The following is a 17,531-nucleotide window of genomic DNA, read 5'->3' as shown; positions in this document are numbered from 1 at the left end:
GCTCAGATCCCGAGCGATCCCGCCAGCGTGGGCCAGCTCTTGGGCAGTTGCTCCACCCAGTACGGCCACGAGTGGGTTCCGGTCTCGGTGAAGTCGAACGTGGCGGGGATGTTCAACTGGCCGAGTCGATCCGCAAGTCGATGGGTGCAGTAGTTCGCGCCCACCTCAATGAGACCACCGACCACCACCACGTCGAGTGCCGACGCGCTGTCGAAGCTCTCGTGCGGCCCTGGCGCTCCCGTTCCCACCGACACGTACACGTCGGTGCCGCGCAGACTTTCGGCGTTGACCACCGAATCATGTTGTGTCCAGGCGGGATCGAGCGGGCCACCCCACATGTTGTCGGCGTTTCCGCCGAATGCTCCGACGATCGCGCGGATACTCGCCTGCCCCATGGGCTCCGAGGAGGCGAAACAACCGCTGTACGACGCCACCCCGGAGTAGACATCCGGGTTACGTGCAGCCAGCATCATGGCCGACTGCGCGCCCATCGACAGTCCGGCGATCGCGTTGCGTCCGTTGCCGTCCACGGCCGCGTCGATCAGCGGCGGCAGCTCCTTGGTCAGGAACGTCTCCCACTGGTATCGACCCAGCTTCGGGTCGTCGCGCTGCCAGTCGGTGTAGAAGCTGCCGGGGCCGGCCAGAGGCAGCACGACGTTGACGTTCTTGTCGGCGAAGAATTCGGCCGCTCCGCCCTTGCGGAGCCACATGCTGTTGTCGGGGTCCTCTTCGCCGATACCGCTGAGCATGTACAGCGTCGGCCGGGATCCGGTCGTCACTGCCGGAGTGAGCACCTGGACCTCGACGACGGCCCCCATCGCGGGCGATTCCACGCTCAGAGTTCGTAGGGTGTCGGACGCGATCGATGTGTCGACGATCCGAGCCACAGGCTCGACGGGATCGGCCGTCGCGACGCCGACCGAGGACACGGACAGCATTGCGGCGACGACGAACGGGGTGAAGATGCGTCGACGACGCATGGCGATCCTCTCGAGATTTGTCACAGGGCGGGATTTGTCACAAAGAAATGGCGAAGTGCATGGAGCATTGCACAGCAACCGACCGGATGAAATGCCGAACGAGAACTCATTCGATTCGGACCGACCGGGACTCTGACAACACATCACCGCACGAGCATTTGCCCCTTTTCGCAACATCTTTCGGGCATCGAGTTCTCAGTTTGGATATCAAGTCGTCCACTAATTGTTAGTGCACTAAGTATTTCTGGTAGCCTCGACGGCGTGACGACCACCGAAGATCCACTCGCGCTCGATCGCCAGGTCTGCTTTGCGCTCGCCGTCGCCAACCGTGCCGTGCTGTCGGTGTATCGGCCACTGCTCGAGCCGATGGGACTGACGCATCCGCAGTATCTGGTGATGCTGGCGTTGTGGGGCGAGTCGCCGATGTCGGTCAAAGCCATCGGATCGGCACTGCAACTCGACTCGCCCACCCTCTCGCCGCTTCTCAAGCGTCTGGAGTCGATGGGGTTGCTCACCCGTAATCGAAGCGCCGAGGACGAGCGCGTTCTGCTCGTCGCGCTCACTCCGGCCGGGGCCGCGCTCCGCAAGAAGGCCGAGAAGATCCCACCCGCCGTCGTGGCGAAGCTCGGCGCGTCACTCGGCGAGCTCGACGAACTGCGACGCGTCCTCACCCGCGTCAACGACGCGGCCATCGCAGCAGGAGCACTGTCGTGAACACTCGCCCGACCCGCACCCGTCCCCGCTTCGGCCAATGGCTGGGCTACGCCGTCCTCGGCCGCAAACTCCCCGATTCCATGCAGGACTGGGTTCGACGCGATCTCGTCGGGCCGGGAGCAACGCCGCGTCACATCCTGCGGTCGATGATTCCGTTCCTACCGATCTTCATCGGATTCTTCGTCCTCTTCCCAGGAGCGATCTGGCTACGCGCCTCGATGGTGCTGCTCAGCCTGCTGCTCGCGCTGTTCTACACGGCGGCGTACATGGACCAGAACCGCGCCCGACGCCTCGAGATCCACGGGCTACCGGCAGACCTGAAGAGCGAGAAGAAGACGGCCGAACTCGAACGGGAACGCGAGAACTACCGCCGCAATCACTGACCTTCGCGGCCGAGCCCAGCGGTGAAGTCGTCGGCGATCATGGTTGCCAGGTCGCGAGTTTTGCGGTTCGAGTTCTGCGACAGTTCGGTCAGTTGCGCGAAGGCCGCGTCGGCGTCGATGCGGTACACCGACATCAGGATTCCGACGGCACGGCCGATGGCCGCACGGGTGTCGAGGGCACTGCGCAGTGTCGCGGCCTGGTTGTCGCTTTCTTCGAGCAACTGCTCGCGCATGCGGGACAGTTCGAGGTGCACTCGAACGCGGGCCACCAGCTCGCGGTCGTGGAACGGTTTGACGATGTAGTCCTCGGCACCGCGCCCGAGGCCGTCGAGCACGAAGTCGGTTCCCGCTCGGGCGGTCAGCAGGATCACCGGCACCCGCTGCAGGTCGTCGTCGCGGCGGATCTCGTCCACCAGTTCCAGACCGCTGTGACCGGGAAGCATCACATCGGACAGTACGAGCCCCGGCTTAGTCGATCGGGCGCTGTCGAGTGCGGTCTCGATGTCGCCCGCGGTCGTGACGGACCAGCCCTCGGCGATCAGCAGGCGCACGAGATAGTTGCGCAAATCGACGTTGTCTTCGACGAGCAGGATGTCCGCTCGGTCGGCGGTCACCGTCGCCGAGTCGTACGAGGCGAAGATCGCCGACACCGAATCGGCAGCGGCTGCGGGCCGGTCGACGGCTGCGGCGGCCTCCACCGGTAGGCGCGGCACCACAACGGTGAAGACACTGCCGCGGCCCACCTCGCTGTCGACGTCGATACGCCCGCCGAGGGCGGTGAGAAGGTCCGATACGAGGGCCAGCCCGATGCCGGAGCCTTCGATACTGTGAGCGCCGGATCGTTCGACGCGGTGAAACCGCTCGAAGATGCGCGGCAGATCGTCGGCGGGGATGCCGAGCCCGGTATCGGCCACGACGAGGCGAACGGTGTCGGTGTCGCCCCTCAGTCGTACGGAGATCCGACCGGACTGGGTGTACTTCACGGCGTTCGCGACAAGATTGAACACGATCTTCGACCACATCTCGCAGTCGATCAGGACGACCACGTCCTCCCCTGCGTCGGAGACGAGCTCGAGTCCTCGATCCGAGGCGACCGACGCGAACATGGACACGCAATCGCGCGTCACCGCGGCGAGGTCGGTCGGCTCGGGATGCGCGACGAGTTGACCGGCATCCGCGCTGACCACGTCCAACAGATCGTCGACGAGCCTGCGCAGTCGCATCGACGCACGGTGAACGACATCGAGGGACTCTCGGTCGGACTCCGTCAGCGTCGACGCCACACTCCCCCGTACCGCATCCAGCGGACCAGTGAGCAAGGTCAAGGGAGTGCGGAACTCGTGTCCGACGTTCTCGAGCAGACGCGTCTTGGCTTCGTCGGCCTCCGCCAGTGCCGCAACGCGTCGTCTCTCCATCTCGAAGGCGTGCGAGGCGGTCAGTGCGGTCGACACTCGCTCGGCCACCGCAACGAGGAAGGACTCGACGGAGTCGTCCTGAGCGAGGTATTCGTCGACTCCGATCAGCAGGGCTCCGACGGGCCGAACCGATCCTGCCAGGGCCAACGGAACGACCACAGCGCTCGTGACGGCCCCGTCGACGTCGACGGTCGAATGGATCAGCCGTCCGTCCGAGACGTCGACGACGTGTGCGAGGTCCCAGGTTGCGGCTTCGCATCCGACCGCACCCGACGTCGCGATGTGGTCGAGTTCTCCGTCGTCGGCCAAGCCGCGGCGCAGGTAGGCCGCCACGAGGGGGAACTCACGTGCCTCGTTGCCCAATGCCTCGACGGCACGTCGGCAGATCCCCACGGGACCGCCGATGTCGTCACCGGTCAGCGACCCCAGGGCGAGCAGCGCACGCATCCGGCGTTCGCCGAGCACCTGCATGGTCACCTCGGTCGTCGCGACGAACACGCCGAGTACCGTGCGGCCCGCTCCGAAGATCGGGCTGTACGAGAAGGTCCAGTACGTCTCCTCGGGGTAGCCGTGACGATTCATCAGGAACATCTGCCGAACACCGTGAACCGGCTTCCGGTCATCGATCACCTGCGTGCACAATCCGCCGACGTAGTCCCACATTTCGGACCAACAGTCACTGGCTCGCTGACCCGCAGCGTCCGGGAACTTAGCCCCGAGGAAATCGGTGTACGTGTGGTTGAAGATCTGCACCAGCTGCGGACCCCACCAGATCAGCATCGGGATCGTCGACGGCATGACGGTTCGTACGGCCGTCACCAACTCCTGCGGCCAGCTCTCCACCGGTCCGAGATCGGTCGCCGTCCAATCCAGCTTGCGAAAACGCGCGTCGGTGGCGTTGTCACCCGGAAACAGCTCGTCCAGCTGGGCCGAACTGCCGTCGGGTTGTGGGGAATTCATCGCCTCGTCCTTCGTAACCTGCGTTCCGCGGACATTCTACGGGCGCAATCTCGGCATCGATAGTAGCCGAACGGCCGGTATGCAGGCGTTTCGCTCGCCCTTCCTGGGGGTACAGCGGCCAGCATGCCCTCCTCATCAAGCCTCCCGTATCCCCTGGGTGTCTCGCAACTGTCCACCGACGGTGCCAACCTTGCCGTCTACTCCGAAACAGCGGATTCGGTGTCCGTGGTCGTGCTGAACGACGACGGAACAGAGCGCAGTACAACGCCTTTGACGCAGCTCACCGGCCACGTCTTCCACGATCTGGTTCCCGATGTCACGCCGGGTGCCCGCTACGGACTGCGCGTCGACGGCCCGTGGGATCCCGCGTCGGGGCTGCGGCACAACTCGGCGAAGTTGCTCCTCGACCCGTATGCAACCGCCATCACCGGTCAGGTCGATTGGAACGAGTCGGTCTTCTCGCATCTGCATGCCGAGCCGGAGACCCGCAACGACGAGGACTCGGGGCCTCACATGCCGTATTCCGTTGCGGTGCAGTCGAATTTCGATTGGTCCGGCGACGAGTCACCGCGCACGCCCTTGGACAAGACGGTCGTCTACGAGGTGCATGTGAAGGGATTCACCGCCACCAATCCCGATGTACCCGAGGATATTCGAGGAACGTACGCCGGCCTGGCGCACCCCGCCGCGATCGCACATCTCAAGCGCATCGGCGTCACCGCGGTGGAGTTGCTGCCGATCCACCAGTTCGTCCAGGATTCGCATCTGCTCGAGGAAGGGCGGCGGAACTACTGGGGATACAACTCCATCGGCTTCTTCGCGCCGCACAACGAATACAGCAGCAGCGGGGACACCGGCGGCCAGGTGGACGAGTTCAAGGCATTGGTCAAGGCCATGCACGAGAACGGCATCGAGGTCATTCTCGACGTCGTCTACAACCACACCGCCGAGGGCAACCATCTCGGACCGACGCTCTCGCTCAAGGGAATCGACAACGGCTCGCACTACCGACTGGTCGACGACGACCGGAGCGCGTACTACGACACTACGGGTACCGGCAACAGTCTCAACGTCGGCCATCCCGCAGCCCTGGCGCTGATCCTGGACTCACTGCGGTACTGGGTGACGGAAATGCACGTCGACGGCTTCCGGTTCGACCTCGCGAGCACATTGACCCGTCAGGACTCGGATCTGGACGTGCACAGCGCATTCCTGAGCCTGGTGCATCAGGACCCGACGCTGGCCCCGGTCAAGCTCATCGCCGAACCATGGGACACCCAGGGCTATCAGGTGGGCGGATTCCCGGCCCGCTGGTCGGAGTGGAACGGTAAGTTCCGCGACGACGTCCGTGACTTCTGGCGCGGCGAGGGCGGTGCGCTTCCCGCACTGGCTCAGCGCGTCACCGGCAGCCCTGACGTCTACGAGAGCACCCGTCGACCCACGTTGGCCAGCGTCAACTTCATCACCGCACACGACGGTTTCACGTTGGCCGACTTGAATTCCTACGACGACAAGCACAACGAGGAGAACGGCGAGGACAGCCAGGACGGCGAGTCCGACAACCGCTCGTGGGGCTGCGGAGCCGAGGGCCCGACCGACGACGAGGGCGTCAACGCGCTGCGGGCCCGCCAGCAACGTAACCACCTGGCCACGCTGCTGCTCTCGGCCGGAGTTCCGATGATCCTCGGCGGCGACGAGCTCGGCCGAACGCAGAACGGCAACAACAACGCCTACTGCCAGGACAACGAGGTCTCCTGGTTCGACTGGAGCACAGCCGATCAGGACCTCATCGACTTCACCACCCATCTCATCGCGCTCCGCACCGAGCACCCGGCCCTGCGTCCCACCTGGTTCCGCCACGACAGCGATTCCGAGGAAGAGGGAGCCGGCCCGGACACCGTCGACTTCTACCGCGCCGACGGCGAGAAGCTGTCCGACGAGGATTGGTCGGACGGTAATGCGCACAGCATCCTGGTGTTGATGCGCGCAGGCGAGGGAGATGCGTCGTTCGCGTGGATGGTCAACGCCTCACCCGGGACCGTGGAATTCACCCTGCCGAAGGGCACGTGGACTCAGTCGACCTCGAGTGACCCGGACCAGGCCTACGAGGCCGGCGGCCCGTCCATCCTGATCCGAGAGCATTCGTTCACGTTGCTGCAGGGCTGACCCGGTACCGACAAGCGATGGCGGCGGCCCTCTTCACGAGGACCGCCGCCATTACTCGGTTCAGCTCACCCCGGCGCGCACGTCCGGTGCCCCGAGCCGTGCTGCATCGGCAGTGTCGTCATCGGGCTGCTCCTGCGAATCCCGTTCTGCGAGAACACGAAGCCGGTAGTGCTCGATCTCCTCGGCGACGTGCTGAGCGTCCCACCCGAGGATCGGTGCGACGAGATGCGCCACTTCCTCGGCCGCTGCCTCCCCGCGATCGGGAACCTCGATGGAGATGCGCGTACGACGCGTCAGAATATCCTCGAGGTGCCGCGCGCCTTCATGACTCGCGGCATAGACGGCCTCGGCCTTCAGGTACTCCGGTGCATTCTCGAGAGGCTTACCGAGCTCGGGATCGGCGTCGATGAGATCCAACAACTCACCCATCAGAGTGCCGTACCGACCGAGCAGATGCTCGACGCGTGAGACGCGCATCCCGGTGCGTTCGGCCGTCAGCGCGCGGGAGTTGAACGCACCGAGGTAACCGTCGGCACCGACGAGAGGAATGTCCTCGGTGACGCACTTCGGTACCGTCCGCTCGAGCCCGTGCACCGCGGAATCGACTGCATCCTTGGCCATCACGCGGTAGGTGGTGTACTTGCCACCGGCGATGACGGTCAGTCCGCGTACCGGGCTGGACACCGCATGCTCGCGCGAAAGAGTGCTGGTGGAATCGGATTCGCCGAACAGCAACGGACGCAATCCCGCGTACACGCCGACGACGTCCGTGCGATCCAGCGGATCGGCGAGCAACTTGTTCACGTGGCCCAGGATGTAGTCGATGTCGCTCTGGCTCGCGGCCGGATGAGCCAGGTCGAGCTTCCAGTCGGTATCGGTGGTACCGATGATCCAGTGACTGCCCCAGGGAATGACGAACAGCAGACTCTTCTCGGTACGCGTGATGATGCCGGTGGCACTGTTGATGCGATTGCGCGGCACCACCAGGTGCACGCCCTTGGAGGCGCGGACCTGGAATTGTCCACGCCCACCGACCATCTGCTGCACCTCGTCGGTCCAGACACCCGCGGCGTTGATGACCTGCTTGGCCCGGACCTCGAAGGACCGGCCCGTCTCGAGGTCGCTCGCCACGACGCCGACGACCTTGTCGTCCTCCCGCAGGAACCCCGTGACGCGAGTGCTGTTGGCGCACAACGCACCGTAGGCAGCCGCGGTACGAGCAAGCATCATCGTGTGCCGCGCGTCGTCGACCTGACCCTCGTAGAACTTCACCGCACCGCGGATCGCCGAACGCTTACCGGACGGGAAGGACTCGAGCGTCTTCTTCTTGCCGAGATGCTTGTGATGACTCGGGACACCGCGTCCGGCACCCATGACGTCGTACACGCCGATGCCGAGACCGACGTACGGACGGTCGATCACCTTCTCGAGCGGATAGATGAACGGCACCGGGCGAGCGAGGTGCGGGCACAGCTTGTTCAGTACCAGCGAACGCTCCTTCAGCGCCTCGAACACCAACGCGAAGTTGAACTGCTCGAGGTAGCGCAGACCGCCGTGGAACAGCTTGCTCGAGCGACTGGACGTGCCGGCCGCGTAGTCCCGCGCTTCGAGCAGGCCCACCTTCAATCCGCGGGTCACTGCGTCCAACGCTGTTCCCGCGCCGACGACGCCGCCGCCGATCACCAGGATGTCGAGCTCTTCGGCTTCCATCCTCGCCAGCGCATCTGCGCGCGACTGTGGACTCAAAGCCGTTGTGGTGGAACTCATTCTTCATCAACCCAATCGAGAGTACGTGTTACTGCCTTCTTCCAGCCGGCGTAGAGCTTCGCCCGCTGGTCTTCGTCCATGGACGGAGTCCATGTCTTGTCCTCGGCCCAGTTCTGACGAATGTCGTCCTCGCTCGCCCAGTATCCGACGGCGAGGCCTGCCGCGTACGCCGCTCCGAGAGCGGTGGTTTCGGCCACGACGGGACGCACCACGTCGACATTCAGGATGTCGGACTGGAACTGCATCAGCAGCTCGTTGACGACCATGCCGCCGTCGACCTTGAGTACCTCGAGATCGACACCGGAGTCGGCGTTCATGGCCTCGATCACCTCACGCGTCTGGTACGCGGTGGCTTCGAGGACGGCACGGGCCAGATGCCCCTTGTTGACGAACCGCGTCAATCCCACGATGGCACCGCGGGCGTCCGAGCGCCAGTGCGGGGCGAAGAGTCCGGAGAATGCGGGCACGAAGTACGCGCCGCCGTTGTCGTCCACCGACCGTGCGTCGGTCTCGATGTCCGCGGCCGAGGAGATCATGCCCAGGTTGTCGCGGAGCCACTGCACGAGCGAGCCCGTCACGGCGATGGAACCTTCGAGTGCGTACACCGTCGGCTGGTCGCCGATCTTGTAGCAGACCGTGGTCAGCAAGCCGTTCTTGCTCATGACCTTTTCGGTACCGGTGTTGAGAAGCACGAAATTGCCTGTGCCGTAGGTGTTCTTGGCTTCCCCGGGAGACAGGCAGGCCTGCCCGAAGGTCGCTGCCTGCTGATCGCCGAGGATGCCGGCGATCGGCACTCCACTGAACGGTCCGCGCTCACGGCCGGTGCCGTACACCTCGGAGCTCGAGCGGATCTCGGGCATCATCGACATCGGGATGTCCATGTCCGCGCAAATGTTCTCGTCCCACTGCAGGGTGTCCAGGTCCATCAGCAAGGTGCGCGAGGCATTGGTCGGATCGGTGTAGTGCAACCCGCCGTCGACCCCGCCGGTCATGTTCCACAGCACCCAGGTGTCCATGTTGCCGAAACACAGCTCTCCCGCTTCGGCTTTGGCCCGTGCACCGTCGACGTTGTCGAGGATCCACTTGATCTTCGGCCCGGAGAAGTAGGTGGCCAGGGGCAGGCCGGTCTTGGCGGTGTACTTGTTGGCGTCGCCGCCGCCGAGGGCGGTGGCGATGCGATCGGTACGGGTGTCCTGCCAGACGATGGCGTTGTAGATCGGCTTGCCCGTCTTGCGATCCCACACCAGCGCAGTCTCACGCTGGTTGGTGATACCGACTGCGGCGATGTCCTCACGCGTCAGATCCGCTGCGGCCATGGCACCGGCCGCGACGGCGCGCACGTTGTCCCAGATCTCCGACGCGTCGTGCTCGACCCAACCGGCCTGCGGAAAGATCTGCTGGTGTTCCTTCTGATCGACCGCGACGACGGTGCCCGCGTGATCGAAGATCATGCAGCGTGAAGACGTGGTTCCCTGATCGATCGCGGCGACGTACTTTCCTGCGAACTCGGTCATGGCTTCTCTCCTGTGGTCTGGGTGTCTGCTGGGAGTCGTGATGGCGGCTCGGGCGTCGAACCTTCTTGTTTGCGTAGGTTCTTTCCGATGAGCAGGTCGTACAGGAACACTCCTATCGGTCCGCCTACGAGAGGTCCGACGATCGGGACCCAGAAGTACAGGCCGCCGTATTGATCACGCCAGGCTCCACCGTAACCGGTGATGTACGACGCCAGGCGAGGTCCGAAATCTCGGGCCGGGTTGATCGCGTATCCGGCGTTGGTGGCCCATGCGAAGCCGATGGCGACGACGATGAGGCCGACGATCAGTGGAGCCATGTTGGCCATCGGTGCGGTGCCGAGCGAATCGGTCACGGCCACAATGAGGAACAGCAGGATCGCGGTGCCGATGATCTGATCGATCAGTGCCGAGGACACGCTGACGGGCAACGTTCCGTTTCCGGGAAGCGTCGAGAAGATCGTCTGGGTGGCGGTGGTGTGCCCGGGGTCCACTGCGTTGATCATGTCGTTGTAGTTCCAGCGCACCAGCAGCGCGGCCACGAAGGCCCCTGCGGTCTGCGCGAGGATGTAGGGCGCAACCATCTTCCAGCTGAATCCGCGGAAGAGTGCGAACGTGATCGTGACCGCGGGGTTGAGGTGTGCGCCGGTGATACGGCCCGCGACGTAGATGCCGAACATCACGCCCAGCCCCCATGCCCAGGCGATCGAGTCGTGGTCTCCGAGACTTCCCGATTCACCCCCCGAAACGACCTGCGCGACGACGCCGACGCCGAACAGAATGAGAATCATGGTTCCGGCGAACTCGGCAGCCATGTGCGCCGGCAGTCCCCATTCCGGTTCCTTACGAGCCATTGTGTAGCCTCCGCAAAGTTGGTGATGCACGCCACATTGCGTGCTGTTTGCCACGGTAGACGGCCTGCACTGCGTTGCACAGCTGATGCACATATGTGCAAAGCGGTCGTATACTGCGATGGTGACGGACCAACGCAGTGCGCCCGAATCGGATCTGCGGACCGGCCATGCCACCCAGGCGGCGCGCCTCTACTACTTCCAGGACATGACGATGGCGGCGATCGGCCGTGAGCTGGGCGTATCTCGGTCGACAGTCTCGCGACTCATCACGTTCGCGCGGGCATCAGGACTGGTGGAAATCAAGATCTCCACCCCCCTCGGCCAGGCACCACGAATCGAGCGCGCATTCGCCGATCTGTACGACATTCGTGCACATGTCGTCCCCGTGTCGGAAACCGTCGACGAACTGCAGCGCCTCGATCGCGTCGCCACCTTCGCAGGCCGATTGCTGACATCGTTCTTCGAGTCCGACATGGTGATGGGCGTCGCCTGGGGAACCACCGTCAGCGCCGTCAGTCGCAAGCTCGCACCCAAACGAACCCACAACTCGACCGTCGTGCAGCTCAACGGTGCAGCGAACACCCGCACCACCGGCGTCTCCTACGCCACCGACATCGTCCGAACCTTCGCCGACGCCTACGGTGCTGTGGCGCAGGGATTTCCGGTGCCCGCATTCTTCGACTACCCCGAAACCCGCAGACACCTGTGGCGCGAACGCAGCATCAAGCGAGTACTCGAACTGCAGGATCGGATGAACCTCGCCGTGTTCAGCATCGGCGTCATGAGCGGCGCGGTTCCGAGTCACGTCTACAGCGCCGGCTACCTCGAACGCGAGGACAGAGCCGAACTCCAACGCGACGGCGTCGTCGGAGACATCGCCACCGTGTTCCTGCGGTCCGACGGCAGCCACGATCGAATTGCATTGAACGACAGATCGAGTGGACCGAGCCTGGACCGACTCAAGGTGGTACCGCGCCGAGTCTGCATCGTCGCAGGAGCGTCCAAACTCGACGCCCTCACCGCCGCGCTGCGCGGCGGATTGATCACCGACCTCGTCATCGACGACATCAGTGCGGCCCAGTTGATCCTCCGCTCGCGCGGCTGACCCTCTTGCGCTCATCCCATTCTCGTGTCACTCTTTTCTTCATGACAACCGGAAAGGCGGACACCGCCTCCCTCACGTGAGCGCCGTGCCGATGCCGTCGACATTTCCCCGTCGAGGCACATTCAGTGACAATCCCGATGATTATGCCGAGAGCATTCGTGCGGTCTGCGCGCAGCGCGATCGATGGCTCGACTACGGCCTGAAGGCCGGCCCCTCCGACAGAACAGCCGCGGAATCAGCTGTGGCACAACTGTATCGGCGATCCGGATACCAGGAACCGAAGTTCGCCTGGGTGCCCTCTCCTGCAGCCGCAGCAGCATTGATCAACGCCAGGACATTGGCGAAGAATGCAAGTGTGGCAGCCCGGATCGCAACCGTTCTGTCCGATTCCCGACACCGGATGGACCAGCGAATCGACCGACGAAGAATCGAATGGCCGCGGTGGTATTTCCACCAGAATCCGAATGTGCGGGGCGATCGAGAAGCGCGTGTCACCGTCGCCACCCGAAGTCCGGAGGACGCTGCCCGGGCCGGCATCAGTCCCGATCCGATCATCCGCCGAACCGTGCGGAACTCGTTGCACACCAGCCTCTTCGACGGCGCAGCCGCGGCCGTCCGATCCCTCGCGCCGCACCCCTTCGGCAGCATCACCTGGTACGGCCAACAGGAAGCCCATCGCGTCGCTTACTACGACATCTATCGCTCCTTCGGACTCATGACATTCGGGCGCGAGGACAACGAACTTCTCGACGTTCAATCGGCCCTCGTCGAATCGACGGGATGGTGGTGGGCGTTCGACGACATCGCAGTGATGTCCGAACGGCCGACGGCTCTGCACACCGAACCGATTCCCGATCCGGTGCACGGTGAAGTGCGACTGCACAATTCGTCCTCTCCAGCGGTCGAGTTCGTCGACGGCAGCGGTGTCCACGTCCTGAACGGGACCGTGGTTCCCAAGTGGGTGATCCACGATCCGACGGTCGAGCGCATCACCGTCGAACGCAACGTCGAGATCCGACGCAGCGCCATCGAACGAATGGGCTGGGACACCTATCTGGACCGAGCCGGTTTGCGACTGGTCGACACCGACGACGATCCGGGCAATCCCGGTTGCACCCTGCAACTGTTCGCCACACCCGCAGGCTGGGGCGACGAGGGGCGAATACTGCTCGCCGTCAACGGCTCTCGCGAACGGGACGGCGAACGCCGTCGCTACGGGCTTCGCGTCCCCGGCGCGTTCTCGTCCGCGGTCGACGCCGCGGGCTGGACCTACGGTCTGGCCGGAGCCGACTACGGCCGACTACTCCGCAGAACCTGACACCACATCTCGACACCACACCCCTTTCAACACACCCAAGGTGAAACACATGAACTCGAACATCACCCTGTCCGCACTGACCGACCTCACCGGTCTCGACGTTTTCGACTATCTCGACAAGGAGATATCCGTGCCCGTCATCGACGGCCTGCAAGCTCAAGGCGATCTGATCGTCGTACCGTACGCACTGCTCGACGGCATAGTCGTCCCCACCGAACAGACCCGGCGCGAGGACGTGCCACTGACGGGAATCGAACTACTGCGCAGCGCCGCAGGCGGCAACCCGCACAGCCTGGTCGCCGACGGCGGATGGTGCTCGTGGGCGAGTCCCGTTCACGACGTCCGGGGCCTTGCTCTGGGCATCCTGACCAACTCCCAGACGGCGTACCTCATTCACCCCGAACACGGAGCCACCGGAATTGCTCCGGGTCGATACGTCATCGGCCGTCAGCGTGAAGGTGGGCAGGGCGGCTGGTTCCATTCCCCCCGGCTGATTGCCGACTGACACGGTATGGCGCACATCACATTATTGCCGAAGTGCTAGGTCCATCTCACAAACCAATCTTCGGTAGTAAGTGTGACGTTGTGTACCACTAAGGTTCGCGACATGACTGCTGTCGTCGTTGCGACTCATCCATGACCGGCTCCCCCTCGCCGGTCCAGAACCGACTCCTCGGAATCGGTCTCGTCGTACTCATCGTCATGTTCGTCGGGTGGAGCGTCACCTCGTACAACAAGACGTTCAAGGACGTCGTGACGGTATCCCTCGAGACCGATTCCGTCGGCAACGCACTTCCCAGCAACGCCGACGTCAAGGTTCGGGGAATGATCGTCGGCGAAGTGCGATCGGCGACGACGGCCGGTGGCGTCGTCACCTCGGAGTTGGCCATCGAGCCGGACATGGCCGAGATGATTCCGTCGAACGCCACGGCGCGACTGCTGCCGAAGACACTGTTCGGCGAACGGTACGTCGCGTTGGTTCTGCCGGACGGTAGGCCCGGGTCGCCGATCACCGAGGGCACGGTGTTGAAGCAGGATCGCAGCGGCAACGCGATCGAGGTCGGACAGGTGCTCGACGGCCTGTTGCCGCTGCTCCAGGCAGTGCCGCCGGAGGACCTGTCGAACACCCTCGGCGCACTCGCACAGGGTCTGAGCGGTCGCGGTGAGAAACTCGGCCTCACGATCGACAGACTCGAAAACATCTTTGCCGGGCTCAACACCGAATTGCCCGCAATCCAGGAAGACCTGCGCGGGCTCGCCGACTTCTCGCAGACCTACTCCGATGCGGCTCCCGAGTTGATCAACGCGTTGGACAACCTACGGACCACCGGCAACACCGTCGTCGAGAAGCGGCCGGCCCTCGAAACGCTGTACTCCTCGATCACGTCGGCCTCGAGCACGACCGCGGATTTCCTCGATGCCAACTCTGCCGATCTCATCGGGCTGGCCGCCAATTCCCGCGAAGCACTCGAGGTGTTCGCCGAGTTCTCCCCGGCTCTCGGGTGCACCGTCGGCCAGTTCGCCGAGGGTGCCAGGCGCGGGAAGATCCTGCTGGGCGAAGGCGACGAGTACCCCGGCATCAACGTCTCGATGCCGTTCGTCAACCCGAAGGGTCGGTACCTACCGAACCAGGACGAACCGCGACTGTTCGAGCAGGACCGCGGGCCGACCTGCTACTCCTCGCTCGACCGCTCGACCGGCGAATACTTCCCGCAGTACCCGGGCGGCTCCCCCAACGACGGCTCGTACCAGGTGCCGTCGAGAAACCCCGGCGAACAGGACATCCCGTCACTTCCGGTTCCTCAGTTCTCCCCCGTGCCCGCGTCGTACGCGAACTCGGTCACCGAGCAGCAGACTCTGGCCGTCGTCTACGGCGGGGCCACGGGGATCTCGCCCGACGCAGTGCCGTCCTGGACCACGACGGTCGGCGCTCCCGCGCTCAGAGGAACGCAGGTCACGTTCAGCTAGGACCTACTGATTGAATGGTCCGCATGCCCCGTCGACGAGCGCGGCGGGTAACGATTCAGGAGTACACATGCCAGCCGATACGAACACCGCCGGATTTTCCATTCAGTCCAGCAACGACGGGCGCGCGGCCGTCATCGCTGTCGCCGGTGAACTCGACGTCACCACGGCCCCCGCGCTGTCGACCGCGATCGACGCGCAGGTTTCCACCACACCTGCCGCACTGATCGTCGATCTGAGCAAGGTCTCGTTCCTGGCCTCGGCTGCCATGACCGTGCTGGCGTCGACGCAGAAGGATCACGGGGACACCCTTGTCTTCTCGGTCGTCGCCGACGGGCCGACAACCAGCCGCCCGATCAAACTGATGGGCCTCGATCAGGAGTTCGCACTGCACGCCGATCTGGCGTCAGCCCTCGCCGCTCTCGACTGACGACACTCCAAGCGCCATCACGGCTGCGTCGTCGGCCAAGCCGGTGCCGAAGCTGTTCAGCAGGACCCGTAGATCCTCGACGATCATCGCGGGCGTCGCCGGGGCGTGTGCGCTCGCGAACTCGAGCAGCGCGCCCTCGTCGTCGTATCGACCTGTGCCCACCCGGGCCTCGGTGAGCCCGTCGGTGTAGAGCATCAGGGTGTCGCCCGCGCTCAACGTCACGGTGGCAGGCACGAAGCGCGCGTGACGCAGAATTCCGACCAGTTGCCCACCCGTCATGTGGACGTACTGCGCGCTGCCGTCGGCGCGCATCACCAGCGGAGGCGGATGACCGCCACTGGCCATCGACACCTCGAATCCTCCGGCCGAGCGGCTGAGCACTCCGAACACTGCTGTGCAGAACTGCGCATTGTTCTCGCGGAACTCCTGCCGCAGAACCGAGTCCAGGTTGTGCAGTACCGCGACCGGGTCGTGGTCGTACACCGCAGCCGCGCGCAGGGTGTACCGCGTCAACGACGTCACGGCTGCCGCCGACGCACCCTTGCCGCACACGTCGCCGAGGAAGAATCCCCAGCGATCGTCCGACAGCGGGAACAGATCGTAGAAGTCTCCACCCACCTCGTCGCTCGATGCCGCGTGATAGTGCGCGGCAGCGGTCATTCCCGACGGCGGCAGCAGCGCTGGCGGCAGCAGCGACCGCTGCAGTGTCTTCGCCAGCAGCTCCGCTCGCGTTCGGGACTCGAGCAACTCGCGCTCGTAGGTGCGACGGTCCCTGGCGTCGAGCGCGGTGATGCGAATCAGTACCGGCGTGTCCGTCTCGTCGGTCTTGACGTTCGCGGTCATGAACACGGGCAGCCGACGCCGATCGGAGGTCACGAAATCGATCGCAATGCCGTCGAGCTGGCCGGACATCCGCAGAATCGGACCGAAATGGGTCTCGTAGTGGATCCGGCCACCGGCGGTGAGAAGTTGGGTGAAGTCGGTCCCGATCAGGGCGTCGACGTCGAAGCCGAGCCAGTTCGCCAGCGTCGAGTTCAGTCTCACGATCCGCATGTCCGGAAGAACCGACAGATAGCCGCAGGGCGCGTTCTCGTACAGGTCCTCGATGTCGAGCTCGTTGATCACGACGATCTCACGAAGGTCGCAATCGCCTCGGCGGTCTGCTCGGGTTCGGTGACGTGCGGGCAGTGCCCGCTGGCGTCGAGGGTCTGCAGAGTGCTGCCGGCGATGTGTTCGTGAACGTATCGGCCGACCTGAGGCGGGGCCAGCGAATCCCGCGCACAGTCGACGATCATCGTGGGCAGGGCAACCCCGGCCAGATCAGCGCGATTGTCGGACAGGAAGGTGGTGCGGGCGAACACCCGTGCGCACTCGGGATCGGTTCGGCAGAAGCTCGCCGTCCACATGTTCTCGAGATCCGGTCGATCCGGCGCATTCACCACGATCGGTGCCATCGATGCGGACCAGCCGAGATAGTTGCTGTCCAACGACTCGAGCAACTCGTCGATGTCCTCACGGCTGAACCCACCGCGGTAGTCACCGTCGTCGATGTACCGGGGGGACGGCGTCAGGAGAAAGAGCTTTCTGAATCTTTCGGGAGCCGCCTGGACCGCGAGAACACCCATCATCGACGCCACCGAGTGACCGACGAACGTCACGTCACGAAGATCGAGTTCCTCGACGATGTCGACGATGTCGCGGGCGTAGGCATCCAACGGCGCGTACTTGTCGGCATCCCACGCCGAGGGGTCCGACGCTCCGGACCCGACGTGATCGAAGAGCACGACCGAGAAATCCGGAGCCAGAATATCGGTCACCGAACGCCACAGAGTCTGGTCGCAGCCGAACCCGTGAGCGAGCATCACCACGGGGCCGTCGGCAGCCCCGACGACCCGAACGTTGTTCCTGATGCGCGCACTCACCCGCACAGTGTGTCATCTGCCTCCGACGCCGGGGAGTGAGA

Annotated in this window: 15 protein-coding genes; 8 read left to right on the top strand and 7 right to left on the bottom strand. The window is 64.4% G+C overall.

All coding sequences use genetic code 11. From position 1 onward, the window contains the following. Positions 1–2: 2 nt before the first annotated feature. Complete coding sequence (locus tag CH295_RS11270; RefSeq protein ID WP_094740724.1) at positions 3–980, bottom strand: alpha/beta hydrolase; 978 nt, start codon at positions 978–980, stop codon at positions 3–5. Between the two features lie 261 nt (positions 981–1,241). On the opposite strand from CH295_RS11270, the gene CH295_RS11265 reads away from it, so the two are divergent. Further along, positions 1,242–1,694 carry a MarR family winged helix-turn-helix transcriptional regulator gene (locus CH295_RS11265; RefSeq protein WP_094740723.1) on the top strand — a complete coding sequence of 151 codons (453 nt, stop codon included), beginning with the start codon at positions 1,242–1,244 and terminating at the stop codon, positions 1,692–1,694. Continuing rightward, positions 1,691–2,077 carry a DUF5313 family protein gene (locus CH295_RS11260; protein ID WP_094740722.1) on the top strand — a complete coding sequence of 129 codons (387 nt, stop codon included), beginning with the start codon at positions 1,691–1,693 and terminating at the stop codon, positions 2,075–2,077. The genes CH295_RS11265 and CH295_RS11260 overlap by 4 nt, the downstream gene beginning before the upstream one ends. Here the strand turns inward: CH295_RS11260 and CH295_RS11255 are convergent. Then, entirely contained in the window at positions 2,071–4,452 is a 2,382-nt protein-coding gene (locus CH295_RS11255) for an ATP-binding protein (protein ID WP_094740721.1), read from the bottom strand. The genes CH295_RS11260 and CH295_RS11255 overlap by 7 nt on opposite strands. Before the next feature lie 123 nt (positions 4,453–4,575). Here CH295_RS11255 and glgX point away from each other — a divergent pair, with 123 nt between their 5' ends. Beyond that, positions 4,576–6,618 carry a glycogen debranching protein GlgX gene (glgX, locus tag CH295_RS11250; RefSeq protein ID WP_094740720.1) on the top strand — a complete coding sequence of 681 codons (2,043 nt, stop codon included), beginning with the start codon at positions 4,576–4,578 and terminating at the stop codon, positions 6,616–6,618. A 60-nt stretch (positions 6,619–6,678) separates the two neighbouring features. Here glgX and CH295_RS11245 read toward each other — a convergent pair whose 3' ends face one another. Genes CH295_RS11245 through CH295_RS11235 form a run of 3 tightly spaced genes read right to left on the bottom strand, consistent with a single transcriptional unit; the run spans position 6,679 to position 10,750 of the window. Next, the gene (locus tag CH295_RS11245; protein WP_037187502.1) at positions 6,679–8,385 is read right to left on the bottom strand and encodes a glycerol-3-phosphate dehydrogenase/oxidase; all 1,707 of its coding nucleotides are present in this window, start codon (positions 8,383–8,385) and stop codon (positions 6,679–6,681) included. Next, the gene (gene glpK / locus CH295_RS11240; protein ID WP_094740719.1) at positions 8,382–9,899 is read right to left on the bottom strand and encodes a glycerol kinase GlpK; all 1,518 of its coding nucleotides are present in this window, start codon (positions 9,897–9,899) and stop codon (positions 8,382–8,384) included. Before glpK ends, CH295_RS11245 begins: the two co-directional genes overlap by 4 nt. Then, entirely contained in the window at positions 9,896–10,750 is an 855-nt protein-coding gene (locus CH295_RS11235) for an MIP/aquaporin family protein (RefSeq protein ID WP_032379865.1), read from the bottom strand. Before CH295_RS11235 ends, glpK begins: the two co-directional genes overlap by 4 nt. A gap of 121 nt (positions 10,751–10,871) precedes the next feature. Here CH295_RS11235 and CH295_RS11230 point away from each other — a divergent pair, with 121 nt between their 5' ends. The 5 genes from CH295_RS11230 (at position 10,872) to CH295_RS11210 (ending at position 15,568) form a co-directional block, all read left to right on the top strand. Continuing rightward, positions 10,872–11,855, top strand: a complete 984-nt coding sequence (locus tag CH295_RS11230) for a sugar-binding transcriptional regulator (RefSeq protein WP_094634117.1) — start codon at positions 10,872–10,874, stop codon at positions 11,853–11,855. Between the two features lie 76 nt (positions 11,856–11,931). Then, a complete protein-coding gene (locus CH295_RS11225) occupies positions 11,932–13,173 on the top strand; it encodes a DUF6745 domain-containing protein (RefSeq protein WP_502694487.1) in 1,242 nt (413 codons plus the stop codon). A gap of 49 nt (positions 13,174–13,222) precedes the next feature. Beyond that, the gene (locus tag CH295_RS11220; RefSeq protein WP_094740975.1) at positions 13,223–13,678 is read left to right on the top strand and encodes a DUF8820 family protein; all 456 of its coding nucleotides are present in this window, start codon (positions 13,223–13,225) and stop codon (positions 13,676–13,678) included. Between the two features lie 131 nt (positions 13,679–13,809). Beyond that, on the top strand, positions 13,810–15,141 hold the full coding sequence (locus CH295_RS11215; protein ID WP_037187493.1) for an MCE family protein: 1,332 nt from the start codon (positions 13,810–13,812) through the stop codon (positions 15,139–15,141). 67 nt (positions 15,142–15,208) lie between these two features. After that, complete coding sequence (locus CH295_RS11210) at positions 15,209–15,568, top strand: STAS domain-containing protein (RefSeq protein WP_037187491.1); 360 nt, start codon at positions 15,209–15,211, stop codon at positions 15,566–15,568. On the opposite strand, the gene CH295_RS11205 is transcribed toward CH295_RS11210, so the two are convergent. Together CH295_RS11205 and CH295_RS11200 are read right to left on the bottom strand one after the other, a co-directional pair. Beyond that, a complete protein-coding gene (locus CH295_RS11205; RefSeq protein WP_094634065.1) occupies positions 15,545–16,693 on the bottom strand; it encodes a PP2C family protein-serine/threonine phosphatase in 1,149 nt (382 codons plus the stop codon). The two genes, CH295_RS11210 and CH295_RS11205, sit on opposite strands and share 24 nt — an antisense overlap. Then, on the bottom strand, positions 16,690–17,490 hold the full coding sequence (locus CH295_RS11200; RefSeq protein ID WP_037187486.1) for an alpha/beta fold hydrolase: 801 nt from the start codon (positions 17,488–17,490) through the stop codon (positions 16,690–16,692). The genes CH295_RS11205 and CH295_RS11200 overlap by 4 nt, the downstream gene beginning before the upstream one ends. Between the last annotated feature and the right edge of the window lie 41 nt (positions 17,491–17,531).

Source organism: Rhodococcus sp. 14-2483-1-2 (assembly GCF_002259405.1).
Classification (GTDB): domain Bacteria; phylum Actinomycetota; class Actinomycetes; order Mycobacteriales; family Mycobacteriaceae; genus Rhodococcoides.
The sequence above is the reverse complement of the archived record's forward strand: the minus strand, read 5'-3'. Positions and strand labels throughout refer to the sequence as shown.